Here is an 18,787-nt window from a genome sequence, read left to right as displayed (position 1 = left end):
TAAACAATTAACAATAGTTGTTATACTAACAATTTGTTTACTTTGTAGTTAAATTGGTGGAAGGAATTAAAATATGGAAATCTCAACTAAAAATTTTCAGCAGTATTGTAATAGTTTAGTCGCTTATAAGCGCAGAAAAACAATTCCAGTTAGGGTAGGCGATGTAACAATCGGAGGGGACAATCCTATTGTGCTGCAATCTATGACCACTATTGATACAATGGATACTGAAGGTTCCATTGAACAGTCCATTAGAATGATAGATGCAGGTTGTCAATTGGTAAGAATTACTGCTCCTTCCATTAAAGAGGCAGAGAACCTGAGAGCCATTAAAGAAGGCTTAAAGAAAAGAGGTTACAATACTCCTTTGGTAGCCGATATCCATTTCACACCTAATGCAGCAGAATTAGCTGCCAAAATAGTCGAAAAAGTAAGGGTCAATCCTGGCAATTATGCCGATAAAAAGAAATTTGAAAATATAGAGTATACAGACGATAGCTATAAGGCTGAATTGGATCGAATTAAAAAACGATTTAAGCCATTAGTTAAAATCTGCAAAGAACATGGTACTGCTATAAGAATTGGAACTAATCATGGTTCACTTTCGGATCGTATTATGAGCCGCTATGGTGATACACCATTTGGTATGGTGGAATCTGCCTTGGAATTTATCAGAATCTGTGAGGAAATGGAATTCTATGATATAGTAGTTTCCATGAAGTCCAGTAATCCGCAAGTGATGGTGCAGGCTTATCGATTGTTGGTACAAAAGCTAGATGAAGAAGGCTTAAAACCTTATCCATTGCATTTGGGAGTTACTGAAGCTGGTGAAGCTGAAGATGGAAGAATTAAAAGCTCTGTGGGTATTGGAACTTTGCTTGAAGATGGTTTAGGGGATACCATTAGAGTTTCCTTAACAGAAGAACCTGAAGAAGAAATTCCAGTTGCCAAAGTATTAGCAGATCGATATAATGATAGAGCAGAACATGATGAAATTCCATTAATAGATAATTGTCTGTTCAATCCATATGAATATGAAAAACGAAATAGTAGACAAGTAGCTAATATTGGTGGTAAAGAAGTGCCAATAGTCATGGCTGATTTTTCTTTGAAACAGAATATCACACCCGCTTCATTTTTTGGTGTAGGTTATAATTACTCAGTTCCTTTAGATAAATGGTCAATCTCTGATTTTGCTTGCGATTACATTTTTACCAATGATAAGACTGTAGATTTTGAAACTCCAGGCACTTTAGGTATTGTACATTCTCATAAAATTTGGCTAAAGGAAAAAGATAAAGAAAGAAGATTCCCTTTTATCAATCCAAAAGATTATTTAGAAGGAGTTGAAACTCACCCTAAATTAAACTTCATATACGCTATTTTATCTGATTTATCGGATGAATTGATATCAAGATTAAAAAATGACCCAACTGCTGTTTTATTAATTGATACTTATAACAAGCACGGAATGGCGGAGCAACGAAGGTTGTTCATGGAATTGATGCAAAAAGCTTGTGATGTTCCGGTTGTGATAGGTAGAGCTTATCAAGACTTATCATTAGAAAAACTACAATTATACTCAGCCACCGATATGGGCGGCTTATTGATTGATGGTTTTGGTGATGGGGTTTTTGTAGCTGCTGAAAACTGTGGGGGTGATAAAGCCATAAACGAAACGGCTTTTAATATTTTGCAAGCAAGTAGAACAAGAATATCCAAAACAGAATATATCTCTTGTCCATCTTGTGGTAGAACCTTATTTGATTTACAGGAAACTACTGCTATGATCAGAAATAGAACTAATCATTTGAAAGGCGTGAAGATCGGAATTATGGGCTGCATTGTAAACGGACCAGGTGAGATGGCGGATGCAGATTATGGCTATGTAGGCTCAGGAAAAGGTAAAATCACCTTGTATAAAGGCCAAGAAGTTATGAAAAGGGGAGTGCCTTCTGAGAAAGCAGTAGACGAATTAATCGAAATTATCAGGCAAGATGGTAAATGGTTAGAACCACAAGAGGCTTAAAGTTGTTAGCTTAGAAATAAAATTTAGTTATGTTAAAGGAATCAAATTCAAATCAAGAAAATAATACTTCTAATCACTGGTCATCTTATTTTCAATTAGGTGCTGTGCTTAGTTATTTTAAAAGATTATTTGGTAAAAAAGACCCCAATGCACCCAGCAGTTTCAATCTGAAAATGATGCATGGTATCAATAAAATATCTATTGTTATGTTCCTTATTGCAGTAATTGTAATGGTTACACGGGCAATTATGCGATCTTAAAATTGTTGTCCTTCCATTTAAAATGGCAACTTCTTGTATTAAGTCTGATTATATCTATTTGTTAATGTAATTTTCTATATAAATAAAGTAAGAGCTCTAATTAGTTAAAATAGGAACCTCTTTATTGCGCAAGGAATGTTTAAACCTTAACTTTGCAGTTCTAAAAATTAACTATGGATAAAAAACCTGTAATAATCTTAGGAGCTAAAGGAATTGGGCCTTCTGCAGCGGAAATTTTTAAAAGCAATAATGTTGAAATCTATTGCTTTTTGGATGATGATAAAGAAATGCACGGCACCGAGATTGATTTCGTATCTGTTTTGGGAGAAACAGATGATGACGGTTATTTAAAATATATTGGAAAAAAATGCGATGCTTTTGTGGCGGAAGACAATATGAAAGCACGTAAAAAAATGACCAAAATGCTGAACGACCGCAGAAAAACAATGCCAGCTAATGCTATTCATGCGCAGGCAATTGTTTCGGATTCAGCACATTTGGGTTATGGAAATTTTATCAATGCAAGAGCTGTTTTAGGAGCTTATTCAAAAGTCCCTAATCACTGTTTGATCCATTCTGGAGCTATCATAGAATACAATGTAGAACTTGGGGATTATGTGCAGGTTGGAGCTGGGACACAGATAAATAGTGGGGTAACTGTTGGAGAAGAAACCTTTATTGGTTCTGGAGTAACAGTTGTTTCAGGAGTGAAAATAGGAAAAAAAGCGAATATTGGAGCAGGTTCAGTTGTGATCAGAGATGTTAAAGATGGAGAAACCGTTTTTGGAAATCCAGCACAAACGATTGAAAATTAATTAATTACATTTGTAAAATCACCTTATTTACACTAAGGAGGAAATTATGGACAATACAGAAAACCAATACAAAGTAATTCTATATTACTGCTATGCGGAAATAGAGAATCCTGATCAATTCAGGGATGAGCATCATTTAATGTGTTTGGAACTCGATTTAAGAGGTAGAATCATTATCTCAAAAGAGGGACTAAACGGAACCGTTTCGGGTTCTACAGAAAATGTGGACGAATACATGAAAAGAGTAAAAGCGGATCCTCGATTCGCAGATACTGATTTCAAAGAAGATTTCCATCCTGAACATACCTTTAAAAAACTGAATGTTAGGCATAAGCCTGAAATTGTACATTCAAGTCTTTCTCATATCAACCCAAGGAAAAAAACAGGAGCTTATGTTGAGCCTGAACAATTCCGTGAAATGATTAAAAATGAGGAGGATATAGTGATATTAGATGTCCGTTCTAATTATGAACATGAATTGGGTAGATTTAAAAATGCCGTTACACTAGACATTGAAAATTTTAGGGATTTCCCTGATAAACTCAATGAGCTGGAGCAATACAAGGGCAAAAAGATTGTGACTTATTGTACTGGAGGTATAAAATGTGAGAAGGCAAGTGCTTTTCTATTAGAGCAGGGTTTTGAAAATGTTCATCAATTACATGGTGGAATTATCAAATACGGATTAGAAGCAGAGGGTGAGGATTTTGAGGGAAAATGCTATGTTTTTGATAACCGACTTTCAGTAGATGTAAACAAAGTGAATCCTAAGGTAGTTTCTAAGTGCTTTGTTTGCGGAACTAACTCTGACAGAATGGTAAATTGTGCTAATCCAACTTGCAATGTTCATGTTCCTATTTGTGAAAAATGCGGTTGGGAAATGGAAGGTGCCTGCTCTACCGAATGTAAAGAGCATCCTGAAAAAAGAGAATATAACGGAACAGGATATTACCAAAAGAACACTAATGGTTATGATCCTTATAAAGGTTTTCAAGGTAAATTAGAAAAGACTAAAATTCAGTAAATATGGAGAAGAAATATCCTGAGTCAGAATTAATATTGAATAAGGACGGTTCCGTTTACCATTTGAGTCTAAGGCCTCAGGATATTTCAGATGTCATTCTTACCGTGGGTGATCCTTCAAGAGTCCATAAAGTGAGTCAATATTTTGATAAAATCACTTTTGAAATGAACAAAAGAGAGTTTATTACGCATACTGGAACCTATAAAGGACGAAAGCTTACGGTAATGTCCACTGGGATGGGAACCGATAATGTGGAAATCTTGATGACCGAACTGGATGCCCTCGCGAATATAAATCTTAAGAAAAGGGAAAATAAAGCTAAGAAAAAGTCCTTAAAAATCATTAGAATAGGAACATCCGGAGGTCTTCAGCAAGACCTACCAGTTGATTCATTATTAGCCTCACAATTTGCAATAGGAATAGATACCTTAATGCAGTTTTATGATTTAGAAAGAACCGAGGCAGAATCTAATGTAGAATCAGCATTACAATTAGAAATTGGTTTGCCCTTTAGGCCTTATTGTGTTGAAGGTTCTTCTTCCTTACTTAAGCATTTTTCAGATGGAATGAATATAGGAAATACAGTGACTTGTCCTGGATTCTATGCACCGCAAGGAAGACAATTAAGAGCTCCAATTCGCTTCCCAAATATAGCGGAAAGCCTATCAATGTTCCATTATGGAGATTTATGGTTGACCAATTTTGAAATGGAAACCGCGGGCTATTATGCTATGGGCAGATTATTGGGTCATGAGGTATTAAGTTGTAATGCAATAGTAGCAAATAGGATGACACATCAATTTTCAAAAAACTCAGATAAAACTATTGATACGCTGATTAAAATGGTTTTGGACAAAGCTTCCGAGCTATAGGATTGCCAAATAATACAATCATACCTTTATAGTACTGAATCAACTGTTAATCGAAAATGATTGATTTTATTAAGATATTATGCTACTTTGATATTTTAATGAACCAATTATGCGATTTTTATATCTGTTAATAGTACAATTTTTAACCTTTCCAGTCTGGGCTCAAAATCAGCTTGAGAATACTGATTTTGATAATATAAATGTCAGTGACGGGCTTTCTCAAAATATAGTCGAAACTATTTATCAAGGGAGTAATGGGTTTCTGTGGTTGGGAACACAAGATGGTCTGAATAGATATGATGGTCAGAATTTTCTTAACTATCAATATAGAATTGATGATTCTACAAGCCTTAGTAATAATTATGTTAAAGATATTGTAGAAGATAAAAATGGAAATTTATGGATAGGTACTTATGGCGGGGGATTAAATAAATTTGATAAAAAGTCTGTTTTTAAACATTTTACTCACGATGTTAAGATTGAAAATTCAATCAGCGATAACGTAATTTATACAATTTTTCAACTTTCGGATTCAATTTATTGGCTAGGAACTAAAAACGGTTTGAATAAATTGAATCTTGTCAATGAGGAGTTTTCTAATCGATTTAACACTCCTGAAAACTTTCCTGTTTTAAATAATTCAGTGATATATTGTATATCAAAAGCAGAAGCAGATGATGAAATCTGGGTTGGGACACGTGAAGGGCTTCATAAAGTAAATACAAAAACCTATAAAGTCGAAAAATTTCAGAAAGGGGATAATGGTCTAAAGGATGATGATATTAGAGATTTGTATTATGATGCTCAAGGAACTTTATGGGTGGCCACAAAATTAGGTGGATTGTTTTATAAAAAGGATGGTAATAATAATTTTCAGCAAATAGATTTAAAGTTTGTTGATAATGAGGTTTATGCACGTAAAATTTATCCAAATGATAAAGGTGGGGTTTGGTTGGGTACTTTTGGTTCCGGACTATTTTACATCACCTCTAATTTTGAAACAAAGAATCATTTCGATGAAAAAAAGTATAGCCCTAATGCTCTGCCTTCCAATAATGTTGTTGAAATCTTTCAAGATGAATCTTACAATTATTGGCTAGGTACTCATGGTGGAGGTGTTTCTTCTTTTAATTTAAACCAAAATAAATTTGACCTTTATCAACCCAAGGAGGATGACCCAACTAGTATTTCAGATGATGCTGTAAATTTCATTTTTGAGGATAGTAGAGGAGATATTTATGTAGCGAATGACGCAGGGATTGATAAAATTATTGAAGATGATAATCAAATTGAATTTCAACAAGTTTTAAGTAGTTTTTCTGGTTTCCCCGATGACAGAGGTTGGCTATTATTTGAAGATTCTGAAAACATCCTTTGGGTTGGATTGTGGAATTTTGGATTGTCAAAATTTAACAGAGATACAGGAGAATTAATATCCTATAAAAATATAGCAGGCGACTCTACATCAATTACCACTAATTTTATTGAAAGTGTGATCGAATCCCATGACGGAAAGCTTTGGATTGGCTTATTAGGAGATGGTGGATTAGTGGTCTTTGATAAGAAAACGGAACAATTTAAAAGATATTTACATAATATTGATGACCCATCATCTCTTTCTAATAATAGGGTGCATAAGGTTTATCTAGATAGTAAACATAGGATTTGGGTGGGTACAGATTATGGATTGGACTTGTATCAACCAGATACCGATGATTTTAAGCACTTTAGGTATAGTAAGAATGATTCTAACAGTATTAATTATAATATAATCAGGACAATCATTGAAGATAATAATCAGAATTTATGGATAGGAACTGGAGGAGGAGGATTAGCTAAATTGATTGAGTCTGGAGGTGAAATTCATTTTAAATCATTTACTGAAGAAGAAGGCTTAGTTAATAATAATATTGCAGGAATAACTGTGGATTTAAATGGAAGTCTTTGGATTACCACATTCAAAGGTATATCATATTTTAATCCTGAAACTGAAGAATTTAAAAATTATGACAGCTCTGATGGACTTCAAGGTGAGGAGTTTGTTAAGGGGTCAATAACTACCCTCAAAGATGGAAGAATATTTGCAGGTGGATTTAATGGTTTAAATGTATTTAGACCAGAGGATATAAAAGAAAGTGATTATGAACCTGGAATAAATATTGTTTCAGCTGAAGTAATTAGCGAGTCTGGTGAAAAGACGATTAATGATTTTACTATTGATTCTATTTCATTAGATTATAATGACTATTTATTATCCTTTGAAATTGCCAGTACTGATTTAACTTCTACAGATAAAATTGAATATGCATATATATTAGAGGGCTTTAATCAAAATTGGATTTACAATAAGAATAGGAGGCATTTTTCTTTTACTAATTTACCATCTGGTGATTATAATTTGAAAATTAAAGGCACCAACTCAGATGGGAAATGGTCTGGCAATATTAAAGAACTTTATATAAGTGTTACTCCTCCATATTGGGCCACTACTTGGTTTAAAGTCCTTTTTATTGCAATCTTAGTTCTGTTAATATTAACATACATTCAACTTCGAATAAGGTTTTTAAAAAAATCTAGAAAGAAATTACAAATTAAAATAGAAGAGCGTACTTCTGAGCTAGAAATTGCAAATAAGCGATTGTTAGAAAATCAATCTTTAGTGACACACCAGAAAGAGGAGATTAGCCAACAAAATAGTGAGATTGCACATAAAAACGATATTATTCAAAAGCAAAATGATGAATTAAAACTAAGTAATCTTCAGTTAGAAGAAATGGTAGATGAAAGAACCCAAGAATTGAGAGAGGCAAATAATGATTTGAAGATCGCCAAACATGAATTTGATACCTTCTTTTATAGAGCAGCTCATGATTTAAAAGGTTCAGTTTCCACCATTTTAGGGTTATGTTATTTAGCCTTGAAAGAAACTGACGAAGAGGCTTCGAGATTTTATTTTACGAAAGTAAATGAGACTGCAGAGCGAATGAATAATATTTTGTTTAATCTTCAAAAGATAAATAAGCTTAAGCAACAAAAGATAGTTTTACAAAAATATAATCTACGAAACCTAATTATAGATGCAGCCAAAGAGAATATACCTGATAATGAGGATTGGCAGCAATTTAAAAATATTGAACTGAAGGCTGAAAATGAGGAGATTTTAACTGATTCCGTTCATTTAAAGGTTGTTTTATCAAATTTAATTAGTAATTCAATTAAATTTTCTAAGCGTGCTGAAAAGCCAAATGTGATAATAGAATTTTCAAAAAATAAAAGAGATAATACCTATCAAATTATTTTTGAGGATTTTGGATTGGGTATAAATCCTGAAGTGAGGGATAAGATATTCAATATGTTTTTTGTGGCTACTGAGCACAAAAGAGGATTAGGATTGGGTTTGTACAGTGTGAGGCTTGCTGTTTCTAAACTGGGTGGACAGATTCATTTGGATGAAAATAAATCAGCATGTTTTAGAATAGAATTGCCTGTACCTTATAATAAGGAAATGTTGGTAGACTGATTTTAATTCATAGAATATGTACTATTTTCCTTCCCTATCCCAAATTTTCTCCGCTTTCTTGCCAATCAACCAAAAAGTAACTGCTATAATACCAAAGAAAAGTGCTTTATGTAATTCATCCCAAAAATACTCGAAATAGCGGGTATAGAGATTTAAGAAAATAAAGGAAATACCAATGTTTTTGAGTAAGGTATCCTCTTTTTTAATTCCAATTATAATAGCACCAAAACTAGCTAAAAGTAAAAGTAAGCTGTACCACCACAAATAATATTGTCTAATTTCTAACCATTTTTCGTAACTATTATAATTTCCGAATATCGTTAAAAACCAAAGGGACATGAAGAAGATAATTAGTCCGCTCCAATAAGTAGGTTCCACAAAAGGCTTCAATTTTTGGAAATTCTTAATGAGATATGTTGCCAATAAAATTAGCGCTCCAAAAATGGTGAAACGCAAAGGGAAATTCATTCCGATAAATAAGTAATTATCTTTCCCAAGGTTATGGGTAATGGCTCCAAAAGCAATCACCAATGCAGTTATCCCAAAGAGCCAAAGCAGTTCTTTGTTTCTGAATACAGCTAATATGAAATAAAGTAATGCCAATCCTAAAATGAAAACTCCAGGATTTTCACCCATTCCAAATATAAAGCTTATGAAACCTGTGGAAATGGCTAAGAATATACATCCTAAAAATGCAAAAACCTCTTTACTGTATTTTTTGCGGATTTTTTTTAAGTTATAACGATAATCAAACCAAAAGAACAGTGCACTCAATGCTAGGAAAGTGATTGATTTTGTGATGTAAGAAGTGGAAATTAATGAGTCGATTAAATCGAGTAAGGCTTTGTCTGCAAAAATACTGATTACGGCAATGAGTAAACTTACCACAGCAAATAGGAAAGAATAATAAGCTAAAGATTGCCAGTTGAAGGCTTTGATTTTTATACTCTTATCAAGCTCACTTGCCTTTTGAGCCTCAATTAAACCACTATTTTCCCAATAGCTAAGGGCTTTCGTAATAGTCTCTTTTTCCTTTTTGCTAATTTGCATTTTCTAAATATAAGCCAATGAAAATTAATTTCGAAAGATTTCTTTAGCCTTTATCTTTTTTGGTTCCGGCATATAGTTCATATTCCAGCAACCTACATTCAATTTTGGCATTCATGAAAGGGATTCTTCTTTTGGTTCGTAAGCCAATTTTCTTAGCTAAATTCATGTTTCCAGTGAATATATAGCCGGTTTTTCCTTTACAATCTCTTTTGAAGAAATCACCTATTTGAGCATATACATTTGCTAATTCCTGTTCTTCGCCTAATCTTTCCCCATACTCAGGGTTAAGAAAAACAACGCCTTCTCCTTCAGGGATTGTACTATCCCTAAAATCTTTTTTCTCAAATGTGATAGCATCGGCTACACCTGCTTCCTCCGCATTTTGCTTTGCAGCTTGTATGGCCATTCTGCTGTTGTCACCAGCAATAATTTTACATTCAATTGTTTTTTCATTTTGAATAGCCTCTTCTTTCAATTTCTCCCAAGCCTCCAGGTCAAATCCTTTGAGGTAATGAAATCCGAATTTCTCTCGATTTAGCCCTGGAGCTTTATTGGCAGCTATACACGCTGCTTCTATGGCTAAAGTTCCTGAACCGCACATCGGGTTGATAAATGTTTGATTAGGTTTCCAATTAGAAGATAAAATAGTAGCTGCTGCTAATGATTCGTTCATCGGGGCTTTTCCAGGTATTTTTCTGTAACCATGTTTGGAAATAGTCTCTCCAGAAGTATCAAGATATATGGAGACTTGATCTTCCATCCAATGTAGAAAAACTACCATTTGATCTCTTAACGGACCCGAATCTGGTCTTGTACCAGTTTTGTCTTTCAATCGATCTACTATGGCATCTTTTACCCTAACATTGGCAAATTGAGTGTTTAATATTTTTTCATTGTTCACATAGGAAGTGATACATAAATATCCATTCTCATCTAATATGTCCTCCCATTTCACTTGATAAAGTTGTTGATATAATTTATCTGGATTATTTGCTTTAAATGATTTGATCAGAAATAAAACCTTATTAGCAGTTCGGAGATGAAGATTTAAATGCATGCAATCGGTTTTGGTACCTTCTAATGCAACATCCAATCGGACCTTCGTGAGTTACTTTATAACCTAGGTTTTCAATTTCCTGTCTTAGAACAGGAGCGATATAAGGGGGGCAGGGGAGAACGATTTTGCTTTTTTCCATTGGGCAAAGTTAAAACAAATTCATGAGCCATTTCCATTCGATTTTGATTTCCTTTATATTCGCAATTCAATTTGAAAAATAAGATTATGAAGCAGTGGTTTTTGTGCAAAGTAAAATACCAAAAAGAAGATGAAAACGGTCGTTTAAAGTCCGTTACAGAGCCTTATTTGGTTGATGCCGTTTCTTTTACGGAAGCGGAAACTCGCATGTATGAAGAAATGGGTGAACGTGTGAGAGGTGAGTTTATGATTACTGGCATTAGCAAAAGTAAAATAGTAGATGTTTTCCATTATGAAGATGCTGACATCTGGCATAAATGCAAGGTGGTTTATTATGTAGCAGAAGAAAGCGGAAAAGAAAAGAAAATCACTAACCAAATGATAGTAACTGCTAAAAATGTAAAAGAAGCTTACGATAGAATATATCTTAGCTTAAATAATATGTTAGTTTCATTCCAAGTGCCTGAGGTGATTGAAAGCTCTATTATTGAAGTGTTTAATTATTCAGGAGACATTTCACCCGAATCATCTGAAGTTGAGGAAGAAGTTACTGAAGAAATAAGTGAAGAAGAGAATGATTAAAAAAACAAAACTTTCCCAAAGTATGAGCTCTGGGAAAGTTTTGTTTTTATTGAATATTTAAAGCCCAATCATACTCATAGTAATCTATGGTATAATTTTCAGGGATTTTATTTTTCCTATATTGATTGATGTAATCTAATGCTCCATCAGCTTTCATTTTGAAATCTCTTTCATACCACTTAAATATTTTGGATAGCTCTACCGAATTTTCACCTGTATTTACCTTTATAAAGTCAGGATTATTGATTGAGTTTGTAGTTCTTTCATTCAATTGAGCCTCTAATTTATCAGCTGTAAAAGCAAAATCAGCTAATTCAGGACAACTTGCAGCTGCACAGGAAAATGCAAAATGAACCCTTGGGTCTTGAAATGGGATGATTACCTTTCCCTTTTCAATTTGATCTAATGTTAGCATTTCTCCTCCTACATTGTGTTTAACCTTATCAAAGAAGCCATTTTTATCTAAAGCAGATTTCAATGGGAAGTACTCAGTTATTTGTCTGATTACAATAATATTATATGCATTAATATATAAAGCTTTAGTTTCATCTTTGCTTAATTCTTTAATATTAACTGTTTCCAAAGATTTGTATAATTTATCGACATCTTCAAAATTATTTTTCAATCTTTTGTAATCCACTTTTCCATCACTGACATACTTTTTCAAGAATACATCCGCTTCTTTATTAAACTCCTTAATCTCTTGTTTGTATGCCATCAAGCTAAGGCTAGATAAAAAAATGACAACAATAATTAAATTAAATTTTTTCATGATCCTAATAGTTTTTTTTCAAGATACGATAAGTTATTAAGTTTGGATTACTTTTTATTGTCTTCGAATTGACAATTGATTAGCTTTAATAGCTTTAATATTGATGTGAGATTATACAAAACCATAAAAAAGACCCTATGAGGAATATCGTCATCATTGGAAATGGCATTTCAGGAGTAACTACCGCAAGGCACATCCGCAAACATAGTGAAGATAACATCACAATCATATCAGCTGAAACGGAGCATTTCTTTTCTAGAACGGCTTTGATGTACATTTATATGGGCCATATGAAATATGAAAGCACCAAGCCTTATGAAGATTTCTTTTGGAAGAAAAATAGGATTGATTTGGTTTTTGATTATGTAGAGCAAATTGATTTTACAAATAAGGAGTTAAAACTGAAAACTTCTCAAAATATCAAGTATGATGTCTTGGTTTTAGCTGTTGGTTCAAAATCCAATAAGTTTGGTTGGCCAGGCCAAGATTTAGAAGCAGTACAAGGACTCTACAGTTATCAAGATTTAGAAGGGATGGAAAAATACTCTCCAACAACTCGGCAGGCTGTTATTGTGGGAGGAGGTTTGATTGGTATCGAAATGGGCGAAATGTTCCATACCCGCAATATTGAGGTCACTTTTGTAGTTCGTGAAAGTAGTTTCTGGAATAATGTATTGCCTCCCGAAGAATCGGAAATGATCAATAGACACATTAGAAAACATGGTTTTAAATTGATGCTCGATTCGGAGATTACAGAAATTATAGATGATGGAAATGGAAGAGCAAAAGGAGTGAAATTAAAAGGAGGAGGAGCATTAGATGCTCAGTTCGTTGGGCTTACTGTAGGAGTCTCACCTAATATTGATTTTCTGAAAGACACGGACTTGGAAACCAACAGAGGAATAAAAGTCAATGAATATTTCGAGACCAACCAGCCTGATGTTTATGCTATTGGAGATTGTGCTGAGTTTGAAAAAGCACCTGCAGAGGACAGAAAACCAATCGAGCAAGTTTGGTACACAGGCAGAATGCATGGAGAAACCCTTGCGCAAACCATCTGCGGAACAAAAACTTCCTATCAGCCAGGGATTTGGTTCAATTCCGCAAAGTTTTTGGATATAGAATATCAAACTTATGGCCAGGTAGCCAATCAACCTAACAAAGAAACCGAAGAGCATTTTTATTGGGAACATGAAAAAGGAGAAAAATCTATTCGCTTAGTTTTTCATAAAGAAGATAAAACTTTAAAGGGTGTGAATTTGATGGGAGTAAGGTATCGTCATGAAGTTTGCGATAAAATGATAAGGGATAAATGGCCGATGAAAAAGGTCTTTCAAAATCTGAAAGAGGCTAATTTTGATCCTGAATTTTTCAAAAGATATGAGGATGAATTGGTGGGCATGTATAATGAAAGATATCCAAATGAGGCAGTGAAATTGAGTAGAAAAAAAGTATTGGGATTATTCTAAAATTGAAATATGAAGAGTTTAAAAATAATACACAAAATTGGTTTGGTAGTCTTTACTATTGGTTTTTTTACCTTTTTGTCATTGTTCTTTTTAGGGCAATATCAATTAGATAAAAATGTATTGAAAGAATCAATTGGTGAAGAGGCTTTTACTTCGGTTGATAAAATTGCAGAAGATATATATGGTAAAAAGTACAGTAATCAATTTGCTTTCGTCAGTGATTTTAAATCAATTTTAAATGAAACTAATACTGAAATAAAATCTAGATTTGAAATCAATCCTAGTTTGGCAGAGGAAATTGCTAAATCAGCTAATGTTAAATCTTTTCAACAATCTTCAATTGATAAAGCATTGGGAGAGCCTTCTGGTGAAGCCGAGGAATGGCAATTGAAACAGCTTAAAGATTATACTGGATGGATGGAAGGCAGAGAGTATGAGTCCTCTGAAGAGCTTGTTGCTCAATTACAAAAGGTAATTTCAGATGTCAATAATTCCATCATTTCGCAAAAAGGATTTAGTAAAGACAATATTAACAATAAAGCATTTACTATTGCTAAACAATCTGAAGTTGGTCCTGTAGTTCAAAACCCATGGTTGTGGTTATTTCTAGCAATTGGTATTCCTATTATTGGAGCCATCATGTATTTATTGCCTAAGTTGAAAACAGAGCATGCAGGAATTAAAAATGACGGAATTTTTCATAGTGCCCTCAAAAATCGAGGTTGGATTGGGATCTTATTAGGAACATTTCTAATAAGCTTTTATGTGTTTCTTTACTGGTTTCCAGAATATATGACTTCATGGATTGTGATGGTGGATCCTCTTAGTAAAATGCTAAGTGGAAATCCTGCGAGTCAATGGTTTATGTATGGATTTCTTTACACTTTAGCCATCTTGGTAATGGGTATTAGGATGATTATAAAATACCGACATAGTCCATATCAAATGGTTCGGACTGTCTCCGTTATGTTCTTTCAATTGGCTTTTGCCTTTGTTATTCCTGAAATACTGGTTCGATTGAATCAACCATATATGGATTTAAAGAATATGTGGCCTTTGGATTACAGCTTCTTTTTTGACTATCGATTAAATGAAATGGTTGAAGCAGGTACGATTGGCTTATTTATGTTGGGTTGGGGAATAGCCTTATTTACATTGGGAGTTCCAATCTTTACCTATTTGTATGGTAAACGATGGTACTGCAGTTGGGTATGTGGTTGTGGAGGATTGGCTGAAACTTTAGGGGATCCTTACAGACAATTATCAGATAAATCTTTAGGAGCATGGAAGATAGAAAGATGGCTAATTCATGGAGTATTGGTTTTTGCAGTAGTCATGACAGCGGCTGTGCTATACACTTACTTTACTGGTAGCTCTCAACTTTTGGGTATGAATACTTACAGTATCCGAGCGGTTTACGGTTTTGGAATTGGATCTATTTTTTCTGGTGTGATAGGTACCGGTTTTTATCCTTTTATGGGTAACAGGGTTTGGTGTAGGTTTGGTTGTCCCTTGGCAGCGTATTTAGGTTTAGTTCAGCGTTTTAAATCCAGGTTCAGAATTACTACCAATGGTGGCCAATGTATCTCTTGTGGGAATTGCTCTACTTATTGCGAAATGGGTATAGATGTTCGCTGGTACGCTCAAAGAGGTCAAAATATTATCCGTTCTTCATGTGTGGGTTGTGGGGTTTGTTCCTCTGTTTGCCCACGAGGTGTTCTAAACCTTGAAAATAGGGATGAAGATGGAAGATTCAATCAACCTTCTTTGATTGGCAATGATAGTTTTGGAGTTCAGAGTTAAGAGTAATAAGGCTTTATTATATATTAAGAGTGATTTGATATGGAAACTGAAATACAAATCATACAAGCCAATAGAATAGATGATTTATTGGCACTTATTTCAGTATTTGAGGATGTTTTTGAAATGGAAAAATTTGTAGTTCCAAGTCAAACTCATCTACAAAAGCTTTTAAATAATGAACATTTTCTTGCTGTGGTCGCAAAAAGTAATGAAAAAGTCATTGCTGGATTAACGGTATATGTGCTGGATCAATATTATTCAGAAAGACCCATTGCTCATATTTATGATTTGGCTGTATCAACAAGTTATCAAAGGAAAGGGATAGGTAGTAAATTGATCGCTTTTGCTAACGAATATTGCAAACAAAGTGGATTTGAAGAGGTCTTTGTACAAGCCGAGAAAGATGATGATTATGCAATTGATTTTTATAGGTCAACCAAACCTGCAGAAGAATTAGAGGCAGTGCATTTTAGTTATAAATTTACATAAGTCATCATATTGGTTAATGTTCATTGCGAAATCAAATTTATTGAATTTTTAATTCTATAATTTTGTATTATATTTGTGATATACAAATATAAAATAGACATGAATATAACAACAACACTTCCCAAACATGTCGTTGATTTATTGGCCAAAAAGGCTAATGAATTGAATATGCCTAAGAATAAATTGATAGAAAAGGCCTTAACTGTCTATTTAGAAAATATAGAAAAGGCAGAATATGCTAAGTCCTACAAAATGGCAGGAGATGACTTAGATGTCATGATTGTGGCAGAAGAAGGTATGCAAGATTACTGGAAGCAACTCAAAGATACTGATGAAGCATGAAGCAGGCTGAAATTTGGAATGTGAACTTAAACCCTGTTAAAGGAAGTGAGCAAGCAGGATTTCGGCCTGTTGTCATTTTAAGTGGAAATTTGGCTAATGAATTTTTACGCACAATAATAGTTTGTCCACTCACCACCAAGATTAAAGAATATAAAGGAAATCCTGTTTTAGAACCTGACATTAAAAATGGATTGAAGGAAAAGTCAGAGGTTTTGGTATTTCATATCCGCTCTATCTCAAAAGACCGATTTGTTAATAAATTGGGAGAAGTTACGCCTGATTGCATGGAACAAATGAAGAAGACTTTGGAGGATATTTTGAAGTATTGATTCTCTCTTCTACCTCTCTTCTACACCCTTAACAAAATCACTTACCAAATAAGAGAGTAATTTACCTGTACTATTCTCTTTTAAACCAGTTTCTAATTCGGTTGCAGCTTCACAAATATGGAAATAGGCAGGAGTTAAATTATGACCACTTTTGTAAGCATAATATCTGGCTTCTTTGGTGGAAAAACCAGAGGGTGTCATGGCTGAGCTTAATACACCTTCTATACTGTCCATATCCAATTCAATTCCGCAGGCTTTATTTTGGTTGAGTTGTATGAAATCAGCTAGAGCATCTTCAAAAGTGATTTTCTTTCTTAAATAAATATCTTCCCAGTAGTAGTATCGAATGCCCTTATGCTTTGCCATTTCATCCAGCATATTTTGGCTGTTGTAATTTTCATATAAACCTAATATGCTGTAGTCTGCCATAAATCCTTCTGTTTTTGCAGTGCTGAAAGGATTGCCACTGTGTCTGCCTTCCAAAGCTCTGAAATCAGCATGCGCATCCAAATTCATCACGTTAATGGCAGCATTTTTTGATAAGCTTACTCCCTTTATGATAGGATAAGCATTGGCATGACTTCCGCCAATAATAATCGGAATTTTTCCTGCTTCTGAAATTTCTTGTATCAAAGGAAATACTGTATCATCAATAATAGGAACTAATTTTCTAAAATCTTCAACAGAATTAGCATTTTTAGCCAATTCCTGAAAATTAAAATTTCCTAATAAGTGAATAACTTCACCATTCAATTTGTTGGTGTGCTGAATATTGAGAAAAGAATTCAAAAATGCTTCCCAAGCTGTGTGAGTACCACTAACACCCAAATTTCCTTTAACGCCAATGGATTCTTCAATTCCCAATAGGACAAATCGGGCATTTGAGTTCTTAAAATCAGCTCCGTAGCTGATTTTTTCGCCAATTTTGGTTTCTCCTTCTCTAGGCTTTAAATAGCTATTTAAATCTTTTTCCTCAAAAAGTTGAAAGTGATTTATATCCATTCTCCTTTTATCATAACTTTTTCAATATTCTGAGAGCCAAATGCATAAGGCATATAAGCCAAAGATGGAATATCCTTCGTGAGGATTAAGTTAGCACTTTTTCCTTTAGTAATGGAACCCACTTCTTTTTCTACATCCATAGCATAAGCACCATTTAAAGTAGCCGCATTAAAAGCTTCTTCAGGTGTCATTTTCATTTGAATACAGGCTAAAGAAATTAGCAATGGAATATTACCACTTGGGGAAGAGCCTGGATTATAATCGGTTGCTAAAGCAATAGCAGCTCCAGCATTAATTAATTCTCTAGCAGGAGGAAAGCCCATTCTTAGGAAAAATGCTGCGGATGGTAGTAAAGTTGAGATAATATCATGCTTGCCCAATAATGATATTTCTTCATCACCCAAAGTTTCCAAATGGTCAACAGAAAGGGCATTGGTTTTAATTCCTAGTTGAACTCCTCCGCTATTATTCAATTGGTTAGCATGAATTTTTGCTTTCAATCCATATTTTGCACCTGCATTCAGGACTTGCTCACTTAATTTCTCATCAAAAAAACCTGTTTCACAGAACACATCAATATAATCTGCTAATTTCTCATCTGCTATGGTAGGCAACATTTCATCTATGATGAGCTTTACATAAGCTTCTTTATTTTCTTTATAGGGCTCTGGGAAAGCATGTGCACCTAAAAATGTGGATTTTACAGGAATATTGACTGTTTCTTTTATTCTTCTGATTACCCGAAGCATTTTGAGCTCAGCTTCCAGACTTAATCCATAACCACTTTTTATTTCCAAAGCACCAGTTCCAAGGTGCATTACCTCATCAACTCGAACCATAGCTTGGTCAAAAAGCTCATCTTCGGAAGTCTTAGCCAATCGTTTAGCTGAATTTAAAATCCCGCCACCCTTAGCGGCAATTTCAGCATAGCTTAGTCCCTTTATTTTGTGCACAAATTCATCTTCACGGCTGCCGGCAAAAACAATATGTGTGTGTGAATCACAAAAAGTTGGTAAAATAGACTTTCCTTTAGCATCGAACAGTTCTTTACCGTCTATTTTGGCATTTTCCATTTTACCAAAATCTACTATCATTCCATTCTTAACCTCTAAGAATGCATTTTCTATTGAAGGGAAATCAGCTAGTTCCTTTCCTCTTAGCAATTGCGTGGTTTCTCTTGTACCGTAAAGTGATTTAATGTTCGTAATAATCATATAAAAAGTAGTTCTTAGCT

At 34.1% G+C, this 18,787-nt stretch carries 17 protein-coding genes; 12 read left to right on the top strand and 5 right to left on the bottom strand.

Annotated elements, in window-relative coordinates; translation table 11 throughout:
• Nucleotides 1-73 precede the first annotated feature (73 nt).
• From ispG to ABWH96_RS14760, 6 genes are all read left to right on the top strand, one after another.
• The gene (gene ispG, locus ABWH96_RS14785; RefSeq protein ID WP_375578291.1) at nucleotides 74-2,029 is read left to right on the top strand and encodes a (E)-4-hydroxy-3-methylbut-2-enyl-diphosphate synthase; all 1,956 of its coding nucleotides are present in this window, start codon (nucleotides 74-76) and stop codon (nucleotides 2,027-2,029) included.
• Nucleotides 2,030-2,058: 29 nt separating this feature from the next.
• Nucleotides 2,059-2,289 carry a DUF6728 family protein gene (locus ABWH96_RS14780; protein ID WP_375578290.1) on the top strand — a complete coding sequence of 77 codons (231 nt, stop codon included), beginning with the start codon at nucleotides 2,059-2,061 and terminating at the stop codon, nucleotides 2,287-2,289.
• 173 nt (nucleotides 2,290-2,462) lie between these two features.
• Nucleotides 2,463-3,104 (top strand): acetyltransferase, encoded by a 642-nt coding sequence (locus ABWH96_RS14775; protein ID WP_375578289.1) that lies wholly within the window; start codon nucleotides 2,463-2,465, stop codon nucleotides 3,102-3,104.
• Nucleotides 3,105-3,150: 46 nt separating this feature from the next.
• Nucleotides 3,151-4,128 (top strand): rhodanese-related sulfurtransferase, encoded by a 978-nt coding sequence (locus ABWH96_RS14770; RefSeq protein ID WP_375578288.1) that lies wholly within the window; start codon nucleotides 3,151-3,153, stop codon nucleotides 4,126-4,128.
• Nucleotides 4,129-4,130: 2 nt separating this feature from the next.
• Complete coding sequence (locus ABWH96_RS14765) at nucleotides 4,131-5,000, top strand: nucleoside phosphorylase (protein WP_375578287.1); 870 nt, start codon at nucleotides 4,131-4,133, stop codon at nucleotides 4,998-5,000.
• 109 nt (nucleotides 5,001-5,109) lie between these two features.
• Entirely contained in the window at nucleotides 5,110-8,520 is a 3,411-nt protein-coding gene (locus ABWH96_RS14760; RefSeq protein WP_375578286.1) for a two-component regulator propeller domain-containing protein, read from the top strand.
• A gap of 21 nt (nucleotides 8,521-8,541) precedes the next feature.
• Here ABWH96_RS14760 and ABWH96_RS14755 read toward each other — a convergent pair whose 3' ends face one another.
• Together ABWH96_RS14755 and ABWH96_RS14750 are read right to left on the bottom strand one after the other, a co-directional pair.
• Nucleotides 8,542-9,570, bottom strand: coding sequence for a hypothetical protein (locus ABWH96_RS14755; protein WP_375578285.1), 1,029 nt, complete (start codon nucleotides 9,568-9,570; stop codon nucleotides 8,542-8,544).
• 43 nt (nucleotides 9,571-9,613) lie between these two features.
• Nucleotides 9,614-10,627, bottom strand: a complete 1,014-nt coding sequence (locus ABWH96_RS14750) for a class I SAM-dependent RNA methyltransferase (protein WP_375578284.1) — start codon at nucleotides 10,625-10,627, stop codon at nucleotides 9,614-9,616.
• 225 nt (nucleotides 10,628-10,852) lie between these two features.
• On the opposite strand from ABWH96_RS14750, the gene ABWH96_RS14745 reads away from it, so the two are divergent.
• Nucleotides 10,853-11,347: a DUF4494 domain-containing protein gene (locus tag ABWH96_RS14745; RefSeq protein ID WP_375578283.1), complete on the top strand. Its 495-nt coding sequence runs from the start codon at nucleotides 10,853-10,855 to the stop codon at nucleotides 11,345-11,347.
• A gap of 46 nt (nucleotides 11,348-11,393) precedes the next feature.
• Here the strand turns inward: ABWH96_RS14745 and ABWH96_RS14740 are convergent, their stop codons facing one another.
• Nucleotides 11,394-12,065, bottom strand: coding sequence for a DUF547 domain-containing protein (locus ABWH96_RS14740; protein WP_375578282.1), 672 nt, complete (start codon nucleotides 12,063-12,065; stop codon nucleotides 11,394-11,396).
• A 191-nt stretch (nucleotides 12,066-12,256) separates the two neighbouring features.
• Here ABWH96_RS14740 and ABWH96_RS14735 point away from each other — a divergent pair, with 191 nt between their 5' ends.
• The 5 genes from ABWH96_RS14735 to ABWH96_RS14715 all read left to right on the top strand — a co-directional run bounded on the left by ABWH96_RS14735 (nucleotide 12,257) and on the right by ABWH96_RS14715 (nucleotide 16,551).
• Nucleotides 12,257-13,588, top strand: a complete 1,332-nt coding sequence (locus tag ABWH96_RS14735) for an NAD(P)/FAD-dependent oxidoreductase (RefSeq protein WP_375578281.1) — start codon at nucleotides 12,257-12,259, stop codon at nucleotides 13,586-13,588.
• Nucleotides 13,589-13,597: 9 nt separating this feature from the next.
• Nucleotides 13,598-15,391: a 4Fe-4S binding protein gene (locus tag ABWH96_RS14730; RefSeq protein ID WP_375578280.1), complete on the top strand. Its 1,794-nt coding sequence runs from the start codon at nucleotides 13,598-13,600 to the stop codon at nucleotides 15,389-15,391.
• Nucleotides 15,392-15,430: 39 nt separating this feature from the next.
• On the top strand, nucleotides 15,431-15,880 hold the full coding sequence (locus tag ABWH96_RS14725; protein WP_375578279.1) for a GNAT family N-acetyltransferase: 450 nt from the start codon (nucleotides 15,431-15,433) through the stop codon (nucleotides 15,878-15,880).
• Between the two features lie 99 nt (nucleotides 15,881-15,979).
• The gene (locus ABWH96_RS14720; RefSeq protein ID WP_375578278.1) at nucleotides 15,980-16,222 is read left to right on the top strand and encodes a CopG family transcriptional regulator; all 243 of its coding nucleotides are present in this window, start codon (nucleotides 15,980-15,982) and stop codon (nucleotides 16,220-16,222) included.
• A complete protein-coding gene (locus ABWH96_RS14715) occupies nucleotides 16,219-16,551 on the top strand; it encodes a type II toxin-antitoxin system PemK/MazF family toxin (protein ID WP_375578277.1) in 333 nt (110 codons plus the stop codon). The genes ABWH96_RS14720 and ABWH96_RS14715 overlap by 4 nt, the downstream gene beginning before the upstream one ends.
• 9 nt (nucleotides 16,552-16,560) lie before the next feature.
• Here the strand turns inward: ABWH96_RS14715 and ABWH96_RS14710 are convergent, their stop codons facing one another.
• Complete coding sequence (locus ABWH96_RS14710) at nucleotides 16,561-17,553, bottom strand: formimidoylglutamase (RefSeq protein WP_375578276.1); 993 nt, start codon at nucleotides 17,551-17,553, stop codon at nucleotides 16,561-16,563.
• Nucleotides 17,544-18,767 (bottom strand): imidazolonepropionase, encoded by a 1,224-nt coding sequence (gene hutI, locus ABWH96_RS14705; RefSeq protein ID WP_375578275.1) that lies wholly within the window; start codon nucleotides 18,765-18,767, stop codon nucleotides 17,544-17,546. The genes ABWH96_RS14710 and hutI overlap by 10 nt, the downstream gene beginning before the upstream one ends.
• Nucleotides 18,768-18,787: the final 20 nt, after the last annotated feature.

The organism is Marivirga tractuosa (assembly GCF_042140215.1).
In the GTDB taxonomy this organism is placed as follows: Bacteria; Bacteroidota; Bacteroidia; order Cytophagales; family Cyclobacteriaceae; genus Marivirga; species Marivirga tractuosa_A.
The sequence above is the reverse complement of the archived record's forward strand: the minus strand, read 5'-3'. Positions and strand labels throughout refer to the sequence as shown.

Excerpts from the sequence above, each read along its gene's own strand:
- ABWH96_RS14780 (WP_375578290.1), top strand. The coding sequence starts at position 2,059 with ATGTTAAAGGAATCAAATTCAAATCAAGAAAATAATACTTCTAATCAC.
- ABWH96_RS14715 (WP_375578277.1), top strand. The coding sequence starts at position 16,219 with ATGAAGCAGGCTGAAATTTGGAATGTGAACTTAAACCCTGTTAAAGGA.
- ispG (WP_375578291.1), top strand. The coding sequence starts at position 74 with ATGGAAATCTCAACTAAAAATTTTCAGCAGTATTGTAATAGTTTAGTC.
- ABWH96_RS14730 (WP_375578280.1), top strand. The coding sequence starts at position 13,598 with ATGAAGAGTTTAAAAATAATACACAAAATTGGTTTGGTAGTCTTTACT.
- ABWH96_RS14720 (WP_375578278.1), top strand. The coding sequence starts at position 15,980 with ATGAATATAACAACAACACTTCCCAAACATGTCGTTGATTTATTGGCC.
- ABWH96_RS14770 (WP_375578288.1), top strand. The coding sequence starts at position 3,151 with ATGGACAATACAGAAAACCAATACAAAGTAATTCTATATTACTGCTAT.
- ABWH96_RS14750 (WP_375578284.1), bottom strand. The coding sequence starts at position 10,627 with ATGCATTTAAATCTTCATCTCCGAACTGCTAATAAGGTTTTATTTCTG.
- ABWH96_RS14755 (WP_375578285.1), bottom strand. The coding sequence starts at position 9,570 with ATGCAAATTAGCAAAAAGGAAAAAGAGACTATTACGAAAGCCCTTAGC.
- ABWH96_RS14775 (WP_375578289.1), top strand. The coding sequence starts at position 2,463 with ATGGATAAAAAACCTGTAATAATCTTAGGAGCTAAAGGAATTGGGCCT.
- ABWH96_RS14735 (WP_375578281.1), top strand. The coding sequence starts at position 12,257 with ATGAGGAATATCGTCATCATTGGAAATGGCATTTCAGGAGTAACTACC.
- hutI (WP_375578275.1), bottom strand. The coding sequence starts at position 18,767 with ATGATTATTACGAACATTAAATCACTTTACGGTACAAGAGAAACCACG.
- ABWH96_RS14760 (WP_375578286.1), top strand. The coding sequence starts at position 5,110 with ATGCGATTTTTATATCTGTTAATAGTACAATTTTTAACCTTTCCAGTC.
- ABWH96_RS14765 (WP_375578287.1), top strand. The coding sequence starts at position 4,131 with ATGGAGAAGAAATATCCTGAGTCAGAATTAATATTGAATAAGGACGGT.
- ABWH96_RS14740 (WP_375578282.1), bottom strand. The coding sequence starts at position 12,065 with ATGGCATACAAACAAGAGATTAAGGAGTTTAATAAAGAAGCGGATGTA.
- ABWH96_RS14710 (WP_375578276.1), bottom strand. The coding sequence starts at position 17,553 with ATGGATATAAATCACTTTCAACTTTTTGAGGAAAAAGATTTAAATAGC.
- ABWH96_RS14745 (WP_375578283.1), top strand. The coding sequence starts at position 10,853 with ATGAAGCAGTGGTTTTTGTGCAAAGTAAAATACCAAAAAGAAGATGAA.
- ABWH96_RS14725 (WP_375578279.1), top strand. The coding sequence starts at position 15,431 with ATGGAAACTGAAATACAAATCATACAAGCCAATAGAATAGATGATTTA.